This is a genomic window from Pseudomonas sp. RW3S2 (assembly GCF_014268955.1).
GTDB lineage: Bacteria > Pseudomonadota > Gammaproteobacteria > Pseudomonadales > Pseudomonadaceae > Aquipseudomonas > Aquipseudomonas wayambapalatensis.
Window position 1 is genome coordinate 1 of the sequence record NZ_JABWRM010000015.1, and the last position, 17,688, is coordinate 17,688.

Below are 17,688 nucleotides of genomic sequence, written 5' to 3' on the forward strand. Positions count from 1 at the left end.
AGTTCAACGATGGACTGGCTCCGGCGAAAGCTGAAGAAAAACTCAAAACCGTGTCCGGGATGAGTTGACCACTACAACCGGCCAAGTGGAGCCATTCGGGCGTGTCTAGCAAATCAGGAGCGTTTCAGGTGTCGCCATCCGCCTCATCATCTAGCGTCTCACCAGCCTTAAACCCGCAGCTCTCCATAAACATCCAGGCGCGTAGCCAGTTGTGGATCTCGTTAATCTTTAAATTGGAGAGATCCTCGCCCCAACCCTGGCCTGATGCTTCGCGGGCGTAGCGTTCATTGAGGAAGCCAGAGTAGGCCTCGCGCATAATACCCGTCGGCCGGAATGCGAAGTTATGGGTGAAGACGACTTCTTGGCTGTTGGTAACGATCGCCCCCCAGAAGGGGGTCACGACTTCCGCACTGTAATCGTCGGTAAGACAATCCTTGATAGCGCGCTGCGCTAGTCGGATCAGTCGCCCCTCAAAAGCCAGCTCTGGCGTCTCCAGAAATGACTCGTGCTCGCTCTCATCCAGTTGCGATAGGATCGAATTAGCACGGTTTGGCTCCGCGATTCTAAAGGGGTTGAGCGCGCATATAAAAAGGCTGTTGCGATAGTGGCAGGGAATCTCACGCCAAGGTTTCCGAATGAAGCAGAATCCGTGCAGTCGCTCGGCCTCCATTAATTGGGCGGCATAGCCGCTGAGCCCTGACAGGTGCTCGGTGGTCCAATCGTTAAGCCCTCCCTCATTCTCTTCGCTATCGAACCAACCATTGAGGTCGTGGAAGGAAATCACCACACAACTCATCGCGTCGTGTGACAACAGCTCGTTGGTGAAGTGACGAAAGTCATCGTCGCTTGGCAGGTAGAGGTCGAGCTGCAAGCTCTCTAGGTTTACGCTGGGGAAGCTTGGGCGATAGACGATTATATCTCTCTCGTTGATCAGCAGATCATAAAGAAAAGCCTGTTTGGTTATCTTGTTGTCGAGATTTGCGACCAAGACATTGGTGATGTCTTGATGTCCTGATAGAGCGAAAATACCGGCAATGTAATTGCTGTAAGCGAACAGCTCGGAGAACGCATTGCGTTCTGCAGATCGGTCTATTTTTAGCTCCAAGACGAACAGGCCGTCCTCATGGGTGCCGAGCAAGTCGAGTTCCATCGGCTTGGTGTGATCAGTGGGGAGCTTGATTTTGGTTCCGACGAAGGTCCCGTAGCGAATTGTTCCGTGAAGGCGTTCCAGCTTCGCAAGTGCGCGAGACTTTATGATTCGCCAGAGTTGGAAATCAGGCTCCTCGGCGCACGGCTCAACCTCATCCACGTCAAATAGAGGGCAGTCGACAATGACAGCCTCCAAGCCCGTAGCGTGGAGATGCTTGTGAACATCATCTTCAGAAAACTTATTCATGGCGGCTCTCAAGATGGGGTTGAACCCGGTTAATCATTAAAATTTTCGCTAGGTTAATGCCTACCGGCTATCGCCGGCCGCTTCTGGCTGATTTATGCCTGTTATGAAGGGGCGGAGTCAGCCAGGAGCAGTCGCTCAGCAACTGTTCTTGGTTGATCGCTTAAGCCTATGAGGGAAGGTTGTGTAGCACCATTAGTGCTCTGACTAGCTCTACTCCTCTGCCCCAACTGCCAGAGCATCACTCCAAAGTCTGTCGAGATCGACGTCCTCGCTGGCAGGCTGCTTACCGTCTAGCAGCCGGTCGACCTGGATCACCATTGGCAGCTCAAAAGCGGTACCAGTGACCACACAACACCCTTGTGAGAGTCCCGGGATGAGGCTGCGAGATAAAGAATCCAGCGTAGAGATCGTATTGTCGATCAAGTACAGATCACGATCATTCACCAAACGGTGAATGAAGAAATTGTGTAGCTGCGAGACGATTGTGGGCGAGATGTCAGCGGGGCGCTGGCTGGCGATGGTAATGAACATCCCGAATTTTCGCCCTTCTTTGATGATCTACTCGAACTGTTCGAGCCTATAGTCCTTCCAGGTTTCACTTTCTCTCGCAGATTGATCGGATAGGATATTGTGTGCTTCGTCAACGATGAGATGGATGGTGCGGTCGGGTGGATTAGCGACTGCGGCCTTGTGGCTGTTGTAGTAATGCTTGGCGAACAGCAGCGGCAGAACCTTCTTGATCTCGTTGTTGCAGCGGCGCATCGAAATGACCGTGAGCAGGTGGTCATCTTGCGGCAAATCCGAAACCATCAGCACCTTACGCAGGTTGGCGAGTGAGGACTCGACGCGCTTCAGAAGCGGCTGGATATGCTCGAACTGAACATATCCGGCGTTCAAGTCTGACAACAGCTGCAGGTTGACGCGGAGTACAAGCTGATCAAATTCATCAAGCCCATCGGCGTCCAACGTTTCTACGGTTGGGGCGATATGCGCTGCGTATCGCGTACCATCGGTACCGATGAACTGCCCGTTGTAGGTAAAGCGACCACCTGTCCGATGCCAGGTGACGTCTGCCAGCATGTCCTGGACTTGCTGGTTCTCCATACGACGCGCAACGGTCCTCATCAAATCCAGCGTCGCAGGCTTAACCTCGCCGGCGCAGAACGACTTCTGGAACATTCGCTTCGCATAGTTCGCAAGTGAGCCCTGTATCGCTCCATAGCGTTCCCAACCTGCAATGACACGATTGAGGAAAGGCCTTTGTGTATTCGGTGTGGCCTGAAAGAGCAGGGACATAGTTTCGAGCTGCCAGAACTCCTGCGTTGCCAGCGGAAACCGGGAAGCGGGATCGTTCAGGTTTGGAGCGGTAAGCGTTGACAACTGGTAGACGGTTTTGTGATCCGCTGCCGCGAGCTGCTCGCCGCCGTACTCACCATTAAAATCCAAGATAATGAAGCGGCTCTTACCTGTAATGAGAGGCAGCTTTTGATCGAAAAGAACGGTGTATAGCTTTGCCAGAGTATTCGACTTGCCGCTTCCGGTATTGCCGAAAATGCCAATATGACTGTTGAAGAGCCGCTTCCACGGCAACCCAACCGCGATTTCCTCTTTCAGCATAGTCCCAACTCTGAAATCGCTGTCCGCATTGCGATCGAAGATTGATCTGATTTTCTCCTCGGGAAGCAGGTAAGCCGCATCCTGGATCATCGGCAGATACTTGATGCCCTGAGTGAAGCCAGAACGGTCGAAGTATCCAATCGGCCTAGCCTCTACCTTCCGCACAAACGTCTGCCGGCCGTCATGCATCTCAGTGCGGCTTTCGTCCAGATACTCGCCCTCGACGATGCAGATGATGTCGCGGAAGCCGCGCTGGATGGATAGGTATTCACGGATTGAGACTCCCTTGTATTTCTCTCCTTCATAGAACAGGGTTTCCTTACTCGACTGTTCGTCGATTTTCAGAACCAATTTTGTTCCATGGACGGCGATGATCTCGCCAACGCGAATACTCATATCAGGCTCTCAAGGTCTGCATCGGCCGCAGGAAGAGCTGCTGGAGCTATGGGGGTAGTCGGTGCAAGAGCCGCAGCCTCCGGCCAAGCCAATACCTGCTCATTGAATGCGGTGAAGTCCATATCCCCACTCTGCAGCATCAGGCACTTTACGTTACGGTTTCCCTTGAACTTTCCCTCCATTTCGGCATGCCCAGACTGGCTGTAACAGCAAACAAACACCTGCAGCCCCGGATTGGAAAGAGAACGCATCACGAGGTTGAGGATGTGCTCGTCGGCAAACGAGAACCCGAAGGTGATGAGCACGGCGTTGGGCTTCTCAAGCTCATAACTGAGCAGCCGCAGCATTTGATAGTAATGCTCCTCGTAGACCGTCTCATGGAACTTCCACTTGGTCGGGTTGACGATAGGAATCTGCTCATATTTGTCCCAGAACGCGGCCAATTCTTCATCGGAAAAATCTGGGACTGGGACGTCGGCAAGCGTCGAAGCAGGGTTATTAAGCGCATACGAAAATGGTTGCAACAACGCCATAGCGTCAGCATTCAGAAGACTTTCGCGGCTAGACAGGTCGTAGCTAACCTGAATTGCCGCGTCCAACTGGCTCCAGTAGACCGACCCATGCAAATGGATTAGATTGATTTGAGGGATGCTGCTCTGATGACGGCCGAAGACTCCGGTCTGGCAAAGGTAAGACCCGAAATTCCGGGCCTGTAGGATGCGCCGCGTGAATCCTCGCGCACCGTCATTTAGCACGAAGTCAGTGTGACCCTCCTTGATAAGCGCGTCAGCCACGAGCGGGAAGCAGCCGTCATAGTTTGTCGTGAATACATTGCAACGACGGTCCAGCGCTTTGCGGCGCTTTACCATTTCGAGTGCTGTTGCGAGGAAGGTGCGGTAGTTCTTGATAACCGTGGCGCCTGCTTCTCCGGCCACAGCCTGTTCTAGGCTAAGTTGCTCGGCAGGACGGATACAGCTGGCGTAGTAATGCATAAACAGCGGGATGAGGCGCCGGTCGCCCTCGCGGTCAAATCTGGTAGCTAGATCTTCCAGCGTGTAGCGCGAGCTGCCCTCACCAGTTTGGACCTGCAGTTGAAGGGTCGGGAGCAGGCCGAACGATGCACCTGATCCGAAGAGGAAGTTGATGTCTTGGTTGTAGATGTCGCCGATAGGAATCACTGGCTGTCCTCCCTGGCTGCTCAGAATCACGCAAGGAGATGATACATCTCGCAATGGGCAGAGTGCCACCAAGGGGCCATGAATAACAACGGCGCGAACGAAAGCGACCTCTTTACCGCTACAGCTAATGGCCGTTAGGAGCCCATTCTGACGGGCTGCTATGGGTCGATATCGGCCAACCATAGTTACACCGAATCTCTTGTTACACTGCTAGAGCAAAGCGAAGGTATGAGCGTGTATAACTGTTTTAGCCTTTAAAAATAACAAGTTGCGCGTTGTCGTTACACCCGTTACACCTGTTACACCGCTTTGGGTTCGTAGTTATCAAGTGACCCCATGCCCCCTGGTTGGTCGTGCCTTCAGCGGTTGAAGCAATTCCCACCTCCCACCTCCCACCTCCCGGATCCTAGGAGCCGCCGGGGACCCTGAAAGAAGTGGCCAGATACGGGGCTGGAAACCCGCGGCTCTTTGTTAGCGGCAGGGCGCCCAGCTTAGTGAACTGGTGAATCAGGTGAACCGGGGTGAATTGTGCAGCTTCTTGAACACGAAGCCTTATCGTTACCGTACCCGCAAAAATCAGCTCTTCAAGCAGCCGCTCGACAGACTTCAATGATTGAAATTTCAGTAACCTAGCGGCCAGTCCGCTAACACGATGGCGCGGGTTCCCGTCCCCGCATCTTTGGAGGAACGGTAGGGGCCCAGCGGTTATTGGTTGATCGTTGAGCCCTAACGCTCCAGCTTTCGCTTGCAAATTCTCAAAAAGTTCTCGTAGAGGGGCACGAACATTCGGGCCTCTTCATTCAAGACTCTCGCCTCCTCAAGAACCGATGCTGGGCGTGGTCCTGATGCGCGCATTCTGTCCGAGTAAACCGATAGAAGGCTTCCGCCTTGAACGGGGACTGTTTTCCCTACCAGGTGATTGGACATCCTTTTCGCAGCCTCATATAGGATTACAAGCTCCGCTTGAAGGACAGGGTCGAGAAATTCTTTTTCTGGTTGGTCCCACGCTTCATAAAATCGATACAACGGCTTTATTTCACCGGCAGCAAAGGCATCACCGAAGTCGTGCTCTCGAAGCAGCCGCACCGTCGGTTCAAAGGGGAATACTGTCTGAAACTCTTGGAACAAACGCTGATCGTGGCTTGGCTCTGTCCTGCCGCCAGAACTGATTGGGCGGAGCTGAGGGTAATGCTGAAACAGCCTCGTCTCATCGCGTGTGAGGTCGGACCAAATGTCATTCCAAAATAGGACAGCAACCTCGAATCCTCCTGTCGCTTTTCGAGATTCGGACATCGTCCGAACCTGATGCTGCACTGCTTTATCGGTCTCTGCTGAGGTTGCGATGAATAGAGAGGCTAAGCGAGGTTGGAACGACTCAGCTTTTTCAACCTCTTCGTTGATCATTCTTGGCGAGATTCCTGACCATGTATTCTTGCACTGAATCCCAACGAGTCGGCCTTCGTGATCGTTACCATAGATGTCGACACCATCTTGACGTTGGCCCTGGCGACCGTGGCGAGTGAAATCTGGATTAGCCCAGCGATTCTTTGCCGCAGAGCAAACTATTTCCTCGAACTCATCCCATGATCGCGGCGGGGCCACGCGTAAATCGGCAAGGGTAGGCACCTTTACATCTCCATGAATGGTTGGCTCCTGGGGGAGGAGAGTATAAGTCTTCTCTACCGTCGACATGCGCATGTGGCCGCAAGCCGTCTCTGGATGAGGCAGATTTTGGTTTAGGGATACATTTAGGGATACGCTCTGCAGGACAATGCCATGAAGCTCCGTAATGATTGGTCAATAATGGCCATATTCGATTCCTGTCTCCGCACCAGTCCCACCCCTTTCCCCCCCAGGCGCATCTCCGAACTTCCCCACCCTCTACCAGCACTTACCTCCCTTGAAGGTTGGCTCGAGCCCACTGCTCGGCGGTCGTGACGTTAATCGCCTGCTGTTCATTAAAGGTGCCCGCTTTCGGCCAGGCCACGCCTCGGCCCTGGGCAAACACGGCCCGGTACTTCTTGATGTGATGAGTCGGGTCTTTTTCCAGTTCGTCCATCAGATACGGAACCGTCCATTCATTACGTTTGAAAGGTCGTCCAAGCACACGTTCGAGCAACCCAGCAACTTCATCGTAAGTAACCGTGTCGCCCGAGAGATACACGATTTCGTTGCGCAAGCGGGGCTCGAAGAAAACGATCTCTGCTGTCAGCGCCCCGATGTCATCGGGTGTGGTCAGTGTGACGCTGTTATCCAGCCCGCCCAGCGCGTTCACCGTGTCATTCTCGAAGTCCACCACTTCAAAAATGGGCTCAAACATGAAGCTGGTGAACATGCCCGTCGAGATGATGACCCACTCAGTCTTGTCTTGAGCCCTCAGCAACTCGCGAACGTCAAGCTGGGCATCGAAAAGGTCCTGCGGGCTTCCGCGTCCAATCACCTCAAAATCCACGCCGAACTGCCACGGGAAATAGCGCTTGACGCCGGACTTCAGAGCCGCAGTGGCAAGCTTCATCGGAGTTTCTCGGCCTGCAACCATCCCTGCGCAGCCAATGACGGTATCGAATTGAGCGAATACCGCCGCAAGCTGGTCGATGGAGTCGCTCACCAGATCGGCAGCGACCATCTGAATGCCGAGGCTACGAAGCTCATCGATTTCGGCTTTTTTCGCCGGGACTTGGGTGTTGATGGTGGATTCGCGCAGCAGCACGCTGACCGTTGAGCCTGGGGCTCGTTCTGCAACCCGAGCAAGGTTGCGAAGCACGGGCAGCCCAAGCTCTCCTGCGCCTAATACGAGGATCGATTGAGGGGTTGGCTGGGTGGGATGGGGCATGATTTGTCCTGGTTAAAGTTGCCTGTAAGATGGACAAATGCTTGCACGACTATGCAGCGCTCGTAAGAAGGCACACGCGTGATACCAGGGGGAAGCATGGCCGATCATGAAGCTTTGAGGCAGGCGCAAGCCATCTGCCAGACGCTTAGAGAGGATGACGATGGGGTCAGGCGTGAGGTACTTGCACATGCGGGCAGTCGCTGGTCTCTGGGCATTCTGCATGCGCTAGGTGTCTACGGCACGATGCGCCACGCCGATATCAAACGGCAGTTGCGTGGCATTACACAGCGCATGCTGACCAAGACACTGCGATCACTTGAGCGGGATGGCTTGGTCAGCCGCCACGAGTTCCAAGAGATTCCGCCCCGTGTTGAATATGACCTGACTGCGCTGGGGATGCAGCTGCTTGTCCGCATGTCGCCTATTTGGACGTGGGTGGTTGAAAACGTGGAGCAGATCCGCGAGGCCCGCCACAGGTTCGACAGTCAGGACGGAAAGACACCGTTCTGGCAAGAGCCCGTCCCAATGCCTGCAAGTTAGGTTACTGGCTATGACAGCCCGCTGATAGAGCAGGCTATAACAGCGAAGAGAGACAAATGATTGTCGCGGAACACATCGAGAGTTCACCTCGAAACTGTCTGGTCCGCGATACCCTCATGGCGGCTAACGCTTCCGCTTACAACGCCTACAGCCACGTCCTGTCCATATGGGGCTTAGCGCTGTAACCTGTAGATCGGATCTGTGCTCGATCAGCAAGCAGGTCGAGCACTTGAATCTGGCCTACACCTTAGCCCGCCCGTGCCGAAATCAGCTCGAACGGCGCCTCGTTCAATAATCCGCGGGCTATGTCCAGGCGTATCGCGTATGGTGCCCACGTGTGCCTGTTCTGGTACAACAGTTACTTTCGACTGCTGCGGAATCACAGTCGCACCCCGCTTGTCCCATGACTCACCTAATCTTTCGGAAGATCGGGCAGTCGGGCGCTGCTAATAGCCAATTACACCAGGATTTTTATGACCCTGCAGAAGCGTAACAACGTCCATATTGTTGGGGACGGAGGGGTAACCTTGATCCTGGCGCATGGGTTTGGCTGTGACCAGAGCATGTGGCGGTTGCTGGTGCCGCATTTCTCCAAGAGCTTCCGCGTTGTTACCTATGATCTGACCGGCGCTGGGCAGTCTGAGCTTGAGGCGTACGATCATGGCAGGCACGCGTCGCTGTGGGGGCACGCAGCGGATCTTAACGAGATCATCAACGCGTTTGCGAAGGGCCCCGTGATCCTGGTGGGGCACTCGGTCAGCTCGATGATCTGTGCCTTGGCCACTGTGCAGTCGCCAGAGCGGATTGCTGCGCTGGTGATGATCGGCGGTTCGCCTTGCTACGTAGACAAGGGTGACTACACAGGCGGATTCTCGCCGGATGAAGTGCTGCAAATGCTGGCAACCATCGACGACAATTATCTCGGCTGGGCCGGGACCATGGCACCTGTCTTGATGGGGGCACCGGGGCAGCCGGGGCTTCACGAAGAGCTGCTGGAAAACTTTGCTCGCACCAACGCCTTTATCGCCAGGCATTTTGCCCGTGTGATCTTCCTGTCCGATCACCGGCAGGACATTTGCGGGCTGTCGACACCCACGTTGATCCTGCAATGTCCCGGCGACGTGGTCGTGCCAATGGAGGTTGGCGATTATCTGCACCAGGTGCTGCCCGACAGTACGTTGAACATCATCAACAATATCGGCCATTTCCCGCAACTGAGCGCGCCCAGTGCATGCACGGCTGCAATGGATGCTTTCTTCGTAGAACGTGGGTTCAGTGATGGATGACACCGCGCAGTTGCTCACAGCAGCGTATTTCGAGAACGCCCCGTGCGGACTGGTTGTCATGGCCGCGGATGGCACCATCATCCGCGCCAACCAAACGTTCTGCGATTGGCTGGGATACGACTCGACGCTGATGCACGCGTGCAGTTTCGAGCAGTTGCTGACGGTGGCGGGGCGTGTGTTCCAAAGCACACACTGGAAGCCATTGATGGACATGCAGGGCTCTGTTGCGGAGGTTAAGGTCGACCTGCAACATCGCAATGGAACAGCCGTTGCCATGTTGCTCAATGGTGTCCGGCAGGCAAGTGACGACGGGGTCGTCTACCAGTTGGCGTTGTTCGGCATTAGCCAGCGAGACCGCAATGAGCGGGGGGTATTCTTGGCAATGCAGCGCGCCGAGGAACTGCTGGCACAGAAGGCCGCCGCCGAATCAGCTTTGCAACGCGCCCAAGTCGAGTTGGCCGCAGCCTATGAAGATGTGCAGCATCGGGCACTGCTCGCCGAACGAATGGTCGCTGTGGCTAGCCATGACCTGAAGAATCCGATGACGGCCATCAAGATGGCTACTGAGCTGCTTGCACGCGATGTCCAATCCGACCGGGGGCGTCGCCTGCTGGGCAGCATTGGCACTTCTGCCGAAAGAGCGCAGCGCATGATCGTCGATCTTTTGGATTTCGCTTCGATCAAACTCGGTCAGGGCATCGGTATCCGTCGCCAACAAGTTGATCTTCTGAAGGCCATGGACCAATCGGTGAGTGAGCTCAGGATTGTTTTTGGCAACGCAAGCATTCGTCATTTGTCTCGGGGGCAAGGGACATTCGAGGTGGATCAGGACAGGTTGCATCAGATGATCGGTAACCTGGTCGCCAACAGTGCGGCATATGGCGACCTTCGCTATCCCATCACGCTCACTACTGAGTTCTGCGGCAACGGTGTGGTTTTGAGCGTTCACAACCACGGCCCTGCCATCGCCGAGGAATTGGTGCCCAAGTTATTCGAGCCGATGACGCGTGGTAGCGACCGGCAAGATACGCTGCGTTCGCTCGGGCTTGGTTTGTTTATCGTCAAGCAGATCGCCGAAGCCCATGGTGGCCGGGCTACCGTGACGTCCAACCCAATCTATGGCACCACTTTCATCATCCACTTGCCCTATTGAACTGCCGGCACTGCCGAACATTCCCTCACGGATTAAGCGACACTCCAGAGCCTCAGTCGTCAGTCAAACCTTTCCCCATCGCTGTGTATTCAAGCGTATGCCGTTGGCCTTTGGAGTCTTCGTAGATCATGCGCGCGGGTACCAATTCGCGCACGTCGGGCACTTCGCTCACGGAGATCACTCGGGCAATGTCCAGGTGCTGCGAGTAGTTGTACCGTTCTACCGGCGGCTGCTTGAAATCCTGCGCCACTTCATTGGCCATTGCCGTGCTGCAAAGGCCGCCAAACACCAATGCCACTAACGCTTTCATTTTCAAGTTACCTGTCTGTAGTGAGGGGGCTTGCGGCGCCGCGAGCGCCGAGTTGCACCCAGTTTTCTACAGGCGGATTAGTTGAGGGTTAACAGAGCAGGGTCGCCGGCCCTGGGCGTATGTCGGACTGTTCCCAAAATGCGGTTCACAGCTTCTGCTGGCTTCGCCGCGCCTTGCGCTGAAGCCCCGTTAGGCATAAATTCCCCCCAGTCGCGGCAACCTCCGCGACCGGGTTTGGCGACCCGTACGAAAAGGCGCATCGGCGCCCCGATCACGATTGCAGGCGCTTTTTTTGTGTCCGCAGTTTCGTGCAATGGCGGCTGTGCGTGGGAGACCCTCGGGTCTGCCGGGTTCCTTTTCCTCGGTTCGCCAACCTGCGTACAGCTGCCACCCAATCGTTTGGCGACGATTGACGTGGTGCTTCAACTGAAAAGGATCTCATGCATGCTTATCGCTATCCCTTACAGGATCCTCGCATCCGCTCTCCGCCGCTGCTCATCAGCGCCGGTATCTCGACCCCATCGCTTTTTCCCTGTCCATAGTCAGCCCACCCGCGAACTGAGGCAGGTGTCCCATGACTGACCACGAGCGCCTTTCCACAATCCAATCCTATGCCTGGACCCTCGAACTCCTGGGCGAGGCACTGGCTCAATACGATGAACTGCTTGAGTGTGAGCACAACCCGCAGTTGAGCGGTCGAGGTGCGGCGGGGATTCACCAGGCCATCCGCATCATCGGTCGGATGACGGCGGAGGAGTGTGGGAGGTTGATTGATTTGGCGGGGGAGGCTGTGTAGCTGTTGGAGGTGTTGTTGGCCCTCGATTGCCGGGGCCGCTTTGCGGCCCTTTCGCGGCACGAGGCCGCTCCCACACGGACTGGGTGTGGGCTAGCGACGGAGCTTTTCATAGGCGATCCATTCCTCGCGCATTCGCCGGATCACTTGAAGTCTTTTGCACATTTGGCGGTAGCGGCGGCTGTTGTAGCAGGCGAGGGCCGAGGTGGCCGAGAGCATGCCCACCAACGAAAACAACTCTAATCCAGGCTTGAAGTAGCTTATGCAGTTGGCTGCAAGGCATATCACCAATACCCCTACAATCCACCATGTGAATTTTCCTCTGCCACGGATTACCGAGTACTGAGCGCACCCCAGCACGGTCGTGCCCAACATCAGCAGAGTAAAGGAGTACTCAAGGTAGTTTGGATGCTTGCGAAAGTAGACATCTGCTATGGCACCTGCTCCCGTAGAGATGGCGATAATTGCCAGCAACATTGCCAGCGCAAGGATCGGGAAAAATCGTTTGAGAAAGGTGCCTAAACAAAAGGTAAGAAACATCATTCGCTGATTTCCTCTATCAGCATTACAGCAAGGTTCTGGACCATCCCGTTCCCGATGATGCCGATGCCGCTAAGGATGGACTCACTGATAAGTGCAATGGTCGATTTCCTGATTTGTGCGGGCATAAAGCGTTTGGGAAGGGTACCGAGACGTTGTTTGAGTTTTAGTTGTTTACTCGTCAGCGACGGGTGTTTGATCGAGAGGATTTCTCTCATCAGCGTGCTGCGTTGCTGGCGACTCAGTGTTCTACTCAACGAGAACCATCCTGCACCTGTCAGGCTTTTGCGCATCTGGAGATATTTGATCGTGTTCAGAGAGGCGCTGGCGATTCCGAGCAAAGAGATGATGTCTAGCAGCGGTGCAACAATCTTGAACCAAGTTTGATTATCGAGTTCATCATTGCTTTCCGGGGCGTGAAGCTCCAAGTGAACACGGCGCACTCCAATCGCACACTGGGCGGCAGATGCCAATAAAGCTCCGTAACCAGCAATGCTGATAGCAATCCCGGGGCCACCGGTGATAGCAGTCAAAACACCTCCATTCACTATCAACAGCAACCCGCCGATAAATCCCGTACACGCCACCCCAGTATTCCAGAGATCCGAAATCAACCTGGACTGCCGCGGATCCTTCACCTGCTGCTCAAGATACTGCTCAGCCGTAACCGGCCTAGGCAGCTCCTGCAACACCACCCTCTTCGGCAGCACACTGCAAACAGGCTGAAACGCCCGCAAGGTAATCGCGTTGTAATGAGTATCGACATAAACCACCCCCGCCCCAACGATGGCGGGATCGCGGTCGATTGCGGCATATAGTTTGGGAAGATCGATCGAGCTTTCGATCCGCGCTCGGGCGAAAGGCTTGAACGGGTTGCCACCTAATTCCGTGATGGGCGGGCGAGGCATGACGGGTCCTGAGCAGGGCATCAGGAGAGACCGTTGGGTCAGCCGCTAGCCCGCGATTGAGGGACTCGCGAGCATAAGAAGGCGCTATTGGCGGGTATGTCGGACCGTTCCGATATGATTGTGGGAGAGCGCCGCCGCGAGCTTTGCCCCTGGTCGTGGGACACGTCGCAACGACGCGGACTGTTGCCAGCGAAGTTTCATCATCTTCCGTAAGCACTACCGGTTTGAGGGGGCGGCCAGTCTGTTCGTCCTTGACGCTCAGCAGCCCGTGCTCGGGCACCATGGGCATGAACTCGTCATGCGCGTGGGCCCTAGTTTCGTAGGCCCCGTCGGTCCGGAGGCTACCTCACCACCTGGGCCAGGTTGCCGATGAACTGCCGTAGCCATTCATGATGCGGTTTGTTGTGCCGGGCAATGTCCCAGACCATGAAACAGCGGAACGACGGCACCGGGAAGGGCACCGGGCTCACGGTCAGGTCGGTCATCGCCGCATAGCTCTCGGCGGCGAAACTTGGGATCGTGGCGATCACTTCGCTGTTCATCAAGGTGCTCAGTGCACCGCTGAAATGGGTGAACGAGGCGGTGACATGGCGCGCATAGCCTGCCGCCTCGAACATGTCGTCGATGAAGCCGCGGCGGCCATCGTAGGAAATCCGCACGTGATTGGCGGCGAAATAGTCTTCCAGGGCGATGGGGTCGTTTGCCGCTCCATTGCGTGGACGGTAGAGGCAGGCGTAGGACGAGGAAAACAGCACCTGCGAGGAATAGCTGGTGTTGAAGTCCTTGGGTTCGGCACAGATCACCAGGTCCATGTCGGGGTCTTGCAGCGATTGTTTCCACAGCGAGCTGTTGCTCTGGTGGAAGGCGAAGGTCACGCCCAGGCCTTCGGCCGCTGCGGTGTTGACGATGCGCGGCGCAAGGCAGGCCTCGATATCGTCAGACAGGCCGATATTGAAGACATAGCTGGAATCGTGCGGCGAAAAGTCGGGTTCTGTGCCCAACAGGCCGGATATGGAGGTCAGGGCTTCGGTGATCTTCGGCGCCAGCTCCATGGCCTTGCGCGTGGGTTGCATGCCCGAGGCGGTGCGGATGAACAGCTCGTCGCCGAAGTGCTCGCGCAGGCGGCGCAAGGCCGAGCTCACTGCGCCCTGGGTCACGTGCAGCATGGCCGAGGCTCGGGTGGCGCTGCGTTCGTTCATCAGGCAGTGAAAGGTCAGCAGCAGGTTCAGGTCGATCCGAGAAATATTACGTACGTTAATCCGGCTCATATTTCCTAATCGTTTGCCCCGTGGTCGGTGGTGTTTCTAGTCTGGTGCCCACAACAGATAACAACACATAGGTGGATCCGGTGGGCACGATTTCGCATAGCGTGGGTGAAAGCAATACCCATACCAGGGGTGGGCAGGTGGATATCCGCAAGCGCGCCATCGCGGTAGGGATCGGCAACTTCATGGAGTGGTTCGACTTCGCCGTGTACGGCTATTTCGCGGCGGTGATCGGGATGCTGTTCTTCCCGTCCAGCGCGCCTGGCGTGTCGCTGCTGTCGTCGCTGGCGGTATTCGCCGTGGGCTTTCTCTCGCGGCCGTTCGGGGCGCTGATCCTGGGGCCGATCGGTGACCGTTTCGGCCGCCGGGCGGTGCTGATCATCACGGTGTTCGGCATGGGGGTGTGTACCACGATCATCGGGTTGTTACCCACCTACGAGGCGATTGGTATCGCAGCGCCCGTGCTGTTGATCGCCATGCGCTTCGTGCAGGGGATGATGGTTGGCGGCGAGTGGTCGAGCGCGGGCATCTATATCGTCGAGAGTGCGCCGGCGAATCGCCGTGCCACGGCGGCCAGCGTGATCACGGGGACTGCCGGGCTGGCGTTCCTGTTCGGCACCTTCGTCGCCGCGACCATCACCACCACGCTCAGCGACGCGCAACTGACGACCTGGGGCTGGCGCCTGCCGTTCGTGGCCTCGATCGTCATGACCGGCATCGCCATCTTCATTCGCCGCAAGCTGGGCGATACCCCGGTGTACGAAGAGATGGTGCGCCAGCGCGATTCGGCGCAGGCCCCGAGCAAGGCGGTGCGGCGCCGGGCGTTCATCACCACCTTTGCCTTTTCGGCGCTGTTCGGGGTGTCGCTTTATTACTTCGTCACCTACGCCAACAACCACCTGGTCACCACCGTGGGGCTGCCGCGCAGCACGGCGCTGTGGCTGTGCAGCATCGCGCTGGTGGTGTACGTGATCGTCAACCCGCTGATCGGCCGGCTCAGTGACCGCATCGGCCGGCGCAAACTGTTGCTGGGTGCTGCCGCGGCGCTGACGGTGCTGGCGTTTCCGATTTTCCTGTTGATCAACAGCGGCAACAGCGCGGCGATCCTGCTCGGCTTGATCATCCTGGGGGGGCTGGTGGCGGTCACGGCAGTGATGGACGTGGTGCTGCTGGTGGAGGTCTTCCCGGCCTCGATCCGCTCCACCGGCGCAGCGCTGGGGCACAACCTGGCGCTGGCGATCCTGGCAGGCCCGGGGCCGTTCATCGCCGCGGCGCTGATCCGCATGACCGGCGACGCCAACCTGCCCGCTGCCTATCTCGCCGGGGTCTCGCTGCTGTGCTTGCTGGTGCTGTGCAAGACCTTGCCGGAAACCCGTGACAACGACATCAGCCGTTTCTAACCACAGACAGGAGTCATCATGACCCGTGTAGCAATCATCCAGGCCGCTTCCGTTCCTTATGACGCGATGGCCAGTGTCGAGAAGGCCGCCGGCATCCTGCGGCGGGTGGCGGAGCAGGGCGCACAACTTGCGGTGTTCCCCGAAGCGTTCATCGGCGGTTATCCCAAGGGCGCGGCGTTCGGCAGTGTGGTGGGCAATCGCAGTGCTGCCGGGCGCGCGCTGTACCAGCGCTACGTCGAGGGTGCGGTGGCCCTGGACGGCCCGGAGCTTGCGGCCTTTGCCGAAAGCGTCGAGCAGACGGGGGTGACCGCGGTGGTCGGCATCATCGAGCGTCATGGCCGCACCCTGTATTGCACCGCTGTCACCCTCGCGCCGGGCCGGGGCATTGCCGGTTATCACCGCAAGCTCATGCCGACCGGGCAGGAGCGCCTGATCTGGGGCTTCGGCGATGGCTCGACCATTGAGCCGGTGCAGACCGACTTCGGTGTGCTCGGCAGCGTGATCTGCTGGGAGAACTACATGCCGGCGCTGCGCCAGGCCATGTATGCGCAAGGGGTGCAACTGTACTGCGCACCGACTGCCGACGATCGACCGTCGTGGGCCAGCTCCATGGTGCATGTGGCGCTGGAGGGCCGGGTGTTCGTGCTCTCGGCCTGCCAGGCGATTCGCCTGGGCGAGTATCCGCAGCAGCACCGCGAGGCGTTCGGGCTGGACTTCGCCGACGACGACTACGTGATGCGCGGGGGGAGCATGATCGTCAGCCCCTTGGGCGAGGTACTGGCCGGGCCGGTGTTCGATTGCGAGACCGAGTTGTACGCGGATCTGGACATGAGCCAGTTGAGCCAGGGCAATCTCGACTTCGATGTGGTGGGCCATTATGCGCGGCCGGATGTGTTCGAGCTGAAGGTCAATACCGCGCCGTTGCGGGCGGTGAGTTTCGACGGCTGAGATCGCCGGGGCCGCTTTGCGGCCCAATCGCGGGACAAGCCCGCGATTGTATCGCCCTGTATCTCATCCCTGATCCTGCGTACTTGCATACAAATCCCTCCCTCCCCGGATACGCCCCCGATACACGCTGACGTTCAAATGGCTCCACCCGAACGAACGGGGCCAGGCGCCCCGGTTCATCGGCTCTCTCGCCCTAGGGGCAATGAACCCAGCGGTACGACCGCACTGACATCCGGAGAAATGCCATGTCCCATACCCCGATTTCCAGCAAGGCTCGCATCGGCCTGTTCGCCATCGCCTTGGCAGGCGGTATCAACGTCACCAGCTCCGCGTTCGCCGTTGAAGCGCTGCCGCAGGGCTACCAGCTCGCGGCCAACGACAAGGCCCCGGAAGGCAAGTGCGGGGAAGGCAAGTGTGGCGCCAAGGGCAAGGCCACCCAGGCCGAAGGCAAGTGTGGGGAAGGCAAGTGCGGTGCCGAGGGCAAGGCCACCAAGGCCGAAGGCAAGTGTGGCGAGGGCAAGTGCGGTGGCCAGGCGAAAGCCACCGGGGCGGAGGGCAAGTGTGGTGAAGGCAAGTGTGGCGATGCCTCCTTCGCCCGCACCGACACCGACCACGATGGCCGCGTTTCGCGTGCCGAGCTGCTGGCCGTGGCACCGAAGGCCAACGCCGAGTTCGATGCGATCGACGCCAACCACGATGGTTACCTGTCCGAGGCGGAGGTGTATCAGTTCCGCAAGCATCAGTTCGACGCCAACGGCAAACCGTTCCCGTCCGACCTGTACAGCCGCCTGAGCCAGGCCAAGCAGTAACGGCCATCCGCGCCCTTCCCGCACCCTTGGTCGGGGAGGGCTGCCATCGGCTGGTCGGCCTGCTTCATCGGCGCACTGCGTCGTGCGGGGCAGAAGTTCGACATCCGCCTGCCCGAGGGCGTGGCGGTGGAGGCTGATGTGGCGCTGGGCAATACCGCCGATGGCGGCTTTGCGCTGGCCGCTCAGTTGACCGTGCACTTGCCCGGGCTAGCCCTGGAAGACAAGCAGAAGATGGTGGCCGAGGCGCACCAGATCTGCCCTTACTCCAAGGCGACGCGGGGCAATATCGAGGTGGGGTTCGTGATCCTGTGAGTTG

The 17,688-nt window shown here is 57.5% G+C and carries 18 protein-coding genes; 8 read left to right on the forward strand and 10 right to left on the reverse strand.

Annotated features, from left to right (window positions below):
* Positions 1 to 124: 124 nt before the first annotated feature.
* The 6 genes from HU748_RS19825 to HU748_RS19845 form a co-directional block, all read right to left on the reverse strand.
* The gene (locus tag HU748_RS19825) at positions 125 to 1,396 is read right to left on the reverse strand and encodes a hypothetical protein (RefSeq protein WP_186721594.1); all 1,272 of its coding nucleotides are present in this window, start codon (positions 1,394 to 1,396) and stop codon (positions 125 to 127) included.
* A 210-nt stretch (positions 1,397 to 1,606) separates the two neighbouring features.
* The gene (locus tag HU748_RS26500; RefSeq protein WP_238343415.1) at positions 1,607 to 1,927 is read right to left on the reverse strand and encodes a hypothetical protein; all 321 of its coding nucleotides are present in this window, start codon (positions 1,925 to 1,927) and stop codon (positions 1,607 to 1,609) included.
* Positions 1,928 to 1,954: 27 nt separating this feature from the next.
* Positions 1,955 to 3,409, reverse strand: a complete 1,455-nt coding sequence (locus HU748_RS19830) for a DUF87 domain-containing protein (protein WP_238343416.1) — start codon at positions 3,407 to 3,409, stop codon at positions 1,955 to 1,957.
* Positions 3,406 to 4,587, reverse strand: coding sequence for an SIR2 family protein (locus HU748_RS26505; RefSeq protein WP_186721596.1), 1,182 nt, complete (start codon positions 4,585 to 4,587; stop codon positions 3,406 to 3,408). Before HU748_RS26505 ends, HU748_RS19830 begins: the two co-directional genes overlap by 4 nt.
* A gap of 726 nt (positions 4,588 to 5,313) precedes the next feature.
* Positions 5,314 to 5,991, reverse strand: a complete 678-nt coding sequence (locus HU748_RS19840; protein WP_189657777.1) for a hypothetical protein — start codon at positions 5,989 to 5,991, stop codon at positions 5,314 to 5,316.
* A gap of 487 nt (positions 5,992 to 6,478) precedes the next feature.
* A complete protein-coding gene (locus HU748_RS19845) occupies positions 6,479 to 7,420 on the reverse strand; it encodes an aromatic alcohol reductase (protein ID WP_186721601.1) in 942 nt (313 codons plus the stop codon).
* Positions 7,421 to 7,516: 96 nt separating this feature from the next.
* Between HU748_RS19845 and HU748_RS19850 the strand changes: the two genes are divergently transcribed.
* The 3 genes from HU748_RS19850 (at position 7,517) to HU748_RS19860 (ending at position 10,399) form a co-directional block, all read left to right on the forward strand.
* Positions 7,517 to 7,960, forward strand: a complete 444-nt coding sequence (locus HU748_RS19850) for a helix-turn-helix domain-containing protein (RefSeq protein WP_238343417.1) — start codon at positions 7,517 to 7,519, stop codon at positions 7,958 to 7,960.
* Between the two features lie 473 nt (positions 7,961 to 8,433).
* The gene (locus HU748_RS19855; RefSeq protein WP_186721603.1) at positions 8,434 to 9,246 is read left to right on the forward strand and encodes an alpha/beta hydrolase; all 813 of its coding nucleotides are present in this window, start codon (positions 8,434 to 8,436) and stop codon (positions 9,244 to 9,246) included.
* Complete coding sequence (locus tag HU748_RS19860; RefSeq protein WP_186721605.1) at positions 9,239 to 10,399, forward strand: PAS domain-containing sensor histidine kinase; 1,161 nt, start codon at positions 9,239 to 9,241, stop codon at positions 10,397 to 10,399. The genes HU748_RS19855 and HU748_RS19860 overlap by 8 nt, the downstream gene beginning before the upstream one ends.
* Before the next feature lie 52 nt (positions 10,400 to 10,451).
* Here HU748_RS19860 and HU748_RS19865 read toward each other — a convergent pair whose 3' ends face one another.
* Entirely contained in the window at positions 10,452 to 10,709 is a 258-nt protein-coding gene (locus tag HU748_RS19865; protein WP_063543005.1) for a DUF2790 domain-containing protein, read from the reverse strand.
* A 574-nt stretch (positions 10,710 to 11,283) separates the two neighbouring features.
* Between HU748_RS19865 and HU748_RS19870 the strand changes: the two genes are divergently transcribed.
* A complete protein-coding gene (locus tag HU748_RS19870) occupies positions 11,284 to 11,505 on the forward strand; it encodes a hypothetical protein (protein ID WP_186667693.1) in 222 nt (73 codons plus the stop codon).
* Between the two features lie 90 nt (positions 11,506 to 11,595).
* On the opposite strand, the gene HU748_RS19875 is transcribed toward HU748_RS19870, so the two are convergent.
* From HU748_RS19875 to HU748_RS19885, 3 genes are all read right to left on the reverse strand, one after another.
* On the reverse strand, positions 11,596 to 12,045 hold the full coding sequence (locus tag HU748_RS19875) for a hypothetical protein (RefSeq protein WP_186710024.1): 450 nt from the start codon (positions 12,043 to 12,045) through the stop codon (positions 11,596 to 11,598).
* Positions 12,042 to 12,950 carry an NAD synthetase gene (locus HU748_RS19880; protein WP_186710022.1) on the reverse strand — a complete coding sequence of 303 codons (909 nt, stop codon included), beginning with the start codon at positions 12,948 to 12,950 and terminating at the stop codon, positions 12,042 to 12,044. The genes HU748_RS19875 and HU748_RS19880 overlap by 4 nt, the downstream gene beginning before the upstream one ends.
* A 341-nt stretch (positions 12,951 to 13,291) precedes the next feature.
* The gene (locus tag HU748_RS19885) at positions 13,292 to 14,218 is read right to left on the reverse strand and encodes a LysR family transcriptional regulator (RefSeq protein WP_186721607.1); all 927 of its coding nucleotides are present in this window, start codon (positions 14,216 to 14,218) and stop codon (positions 13,292 to 13,294) included.
* A 137-nt stretch (positions 14,219 to 14,355) separates the two neighbouring features.
* Here HU748_RS19885 and HU748_RS19890 point away from each other — a divergent pair, with 137 nt between their 5' ends.
* The 4 genes from HU748_RS19890 to HU748_RS19905 all read left to right on the forward strand — a co-directional run bounded on the left by HU748_RS19890 (position 14,356) and on the right by HU748_RS19905 (position 17,684).
* Complete coding sequence (locus tag HU748_RS19890) at positions 14,356 to 15,615, forward strand: MFS transporter (RefSeq protein ID WP_346655479.1); 1,260 nt, start codon at positions 14,356 to 14,358, stop codon at positions 15,613 to 15,615.
* Positions 15,616 to 15,633: 18 nt separating this feature from the next.
* Positions 15,634 to 16,563 (forward strand): carbon-nitrogen hydrolase family protein, encoded by a 930-nt coding sequence (locus tag HU748_RS19895; protein ID WP_063543033.1) that lies wholly within the window; start codon positions 15,634 to 15,636, stop codon positions 16,561 to 16,563.
* A gap of 245 nt (positions 16,564 to 16,808) precedes the next feature.
* Positions 16,809 to 17,372, forward strand: coding sequence for a hypothetical protein (locus tag HU748_RS19900; protein ID WP_186667696.1), 564 nt, complete (start codon positions 16,809 to 16,811; stop codon positions 17,370 to 17,372).
* Between the two features lie 45 nt (positions 17,373 to 17,417).
* On the forward strand, positions 17,418 to 17,684 hold the full coding sequence (locus HU748_RS19905) for an Ohr family peroxiredoxin (protein WP_186721723.1): 267 nt from the start codon (positions 17,418 to 17,420) through the stop codon (positions 17,682 to 17,684).
* Positions 17,685 to 17,688 lie beyond the last annotated feature (4 nt).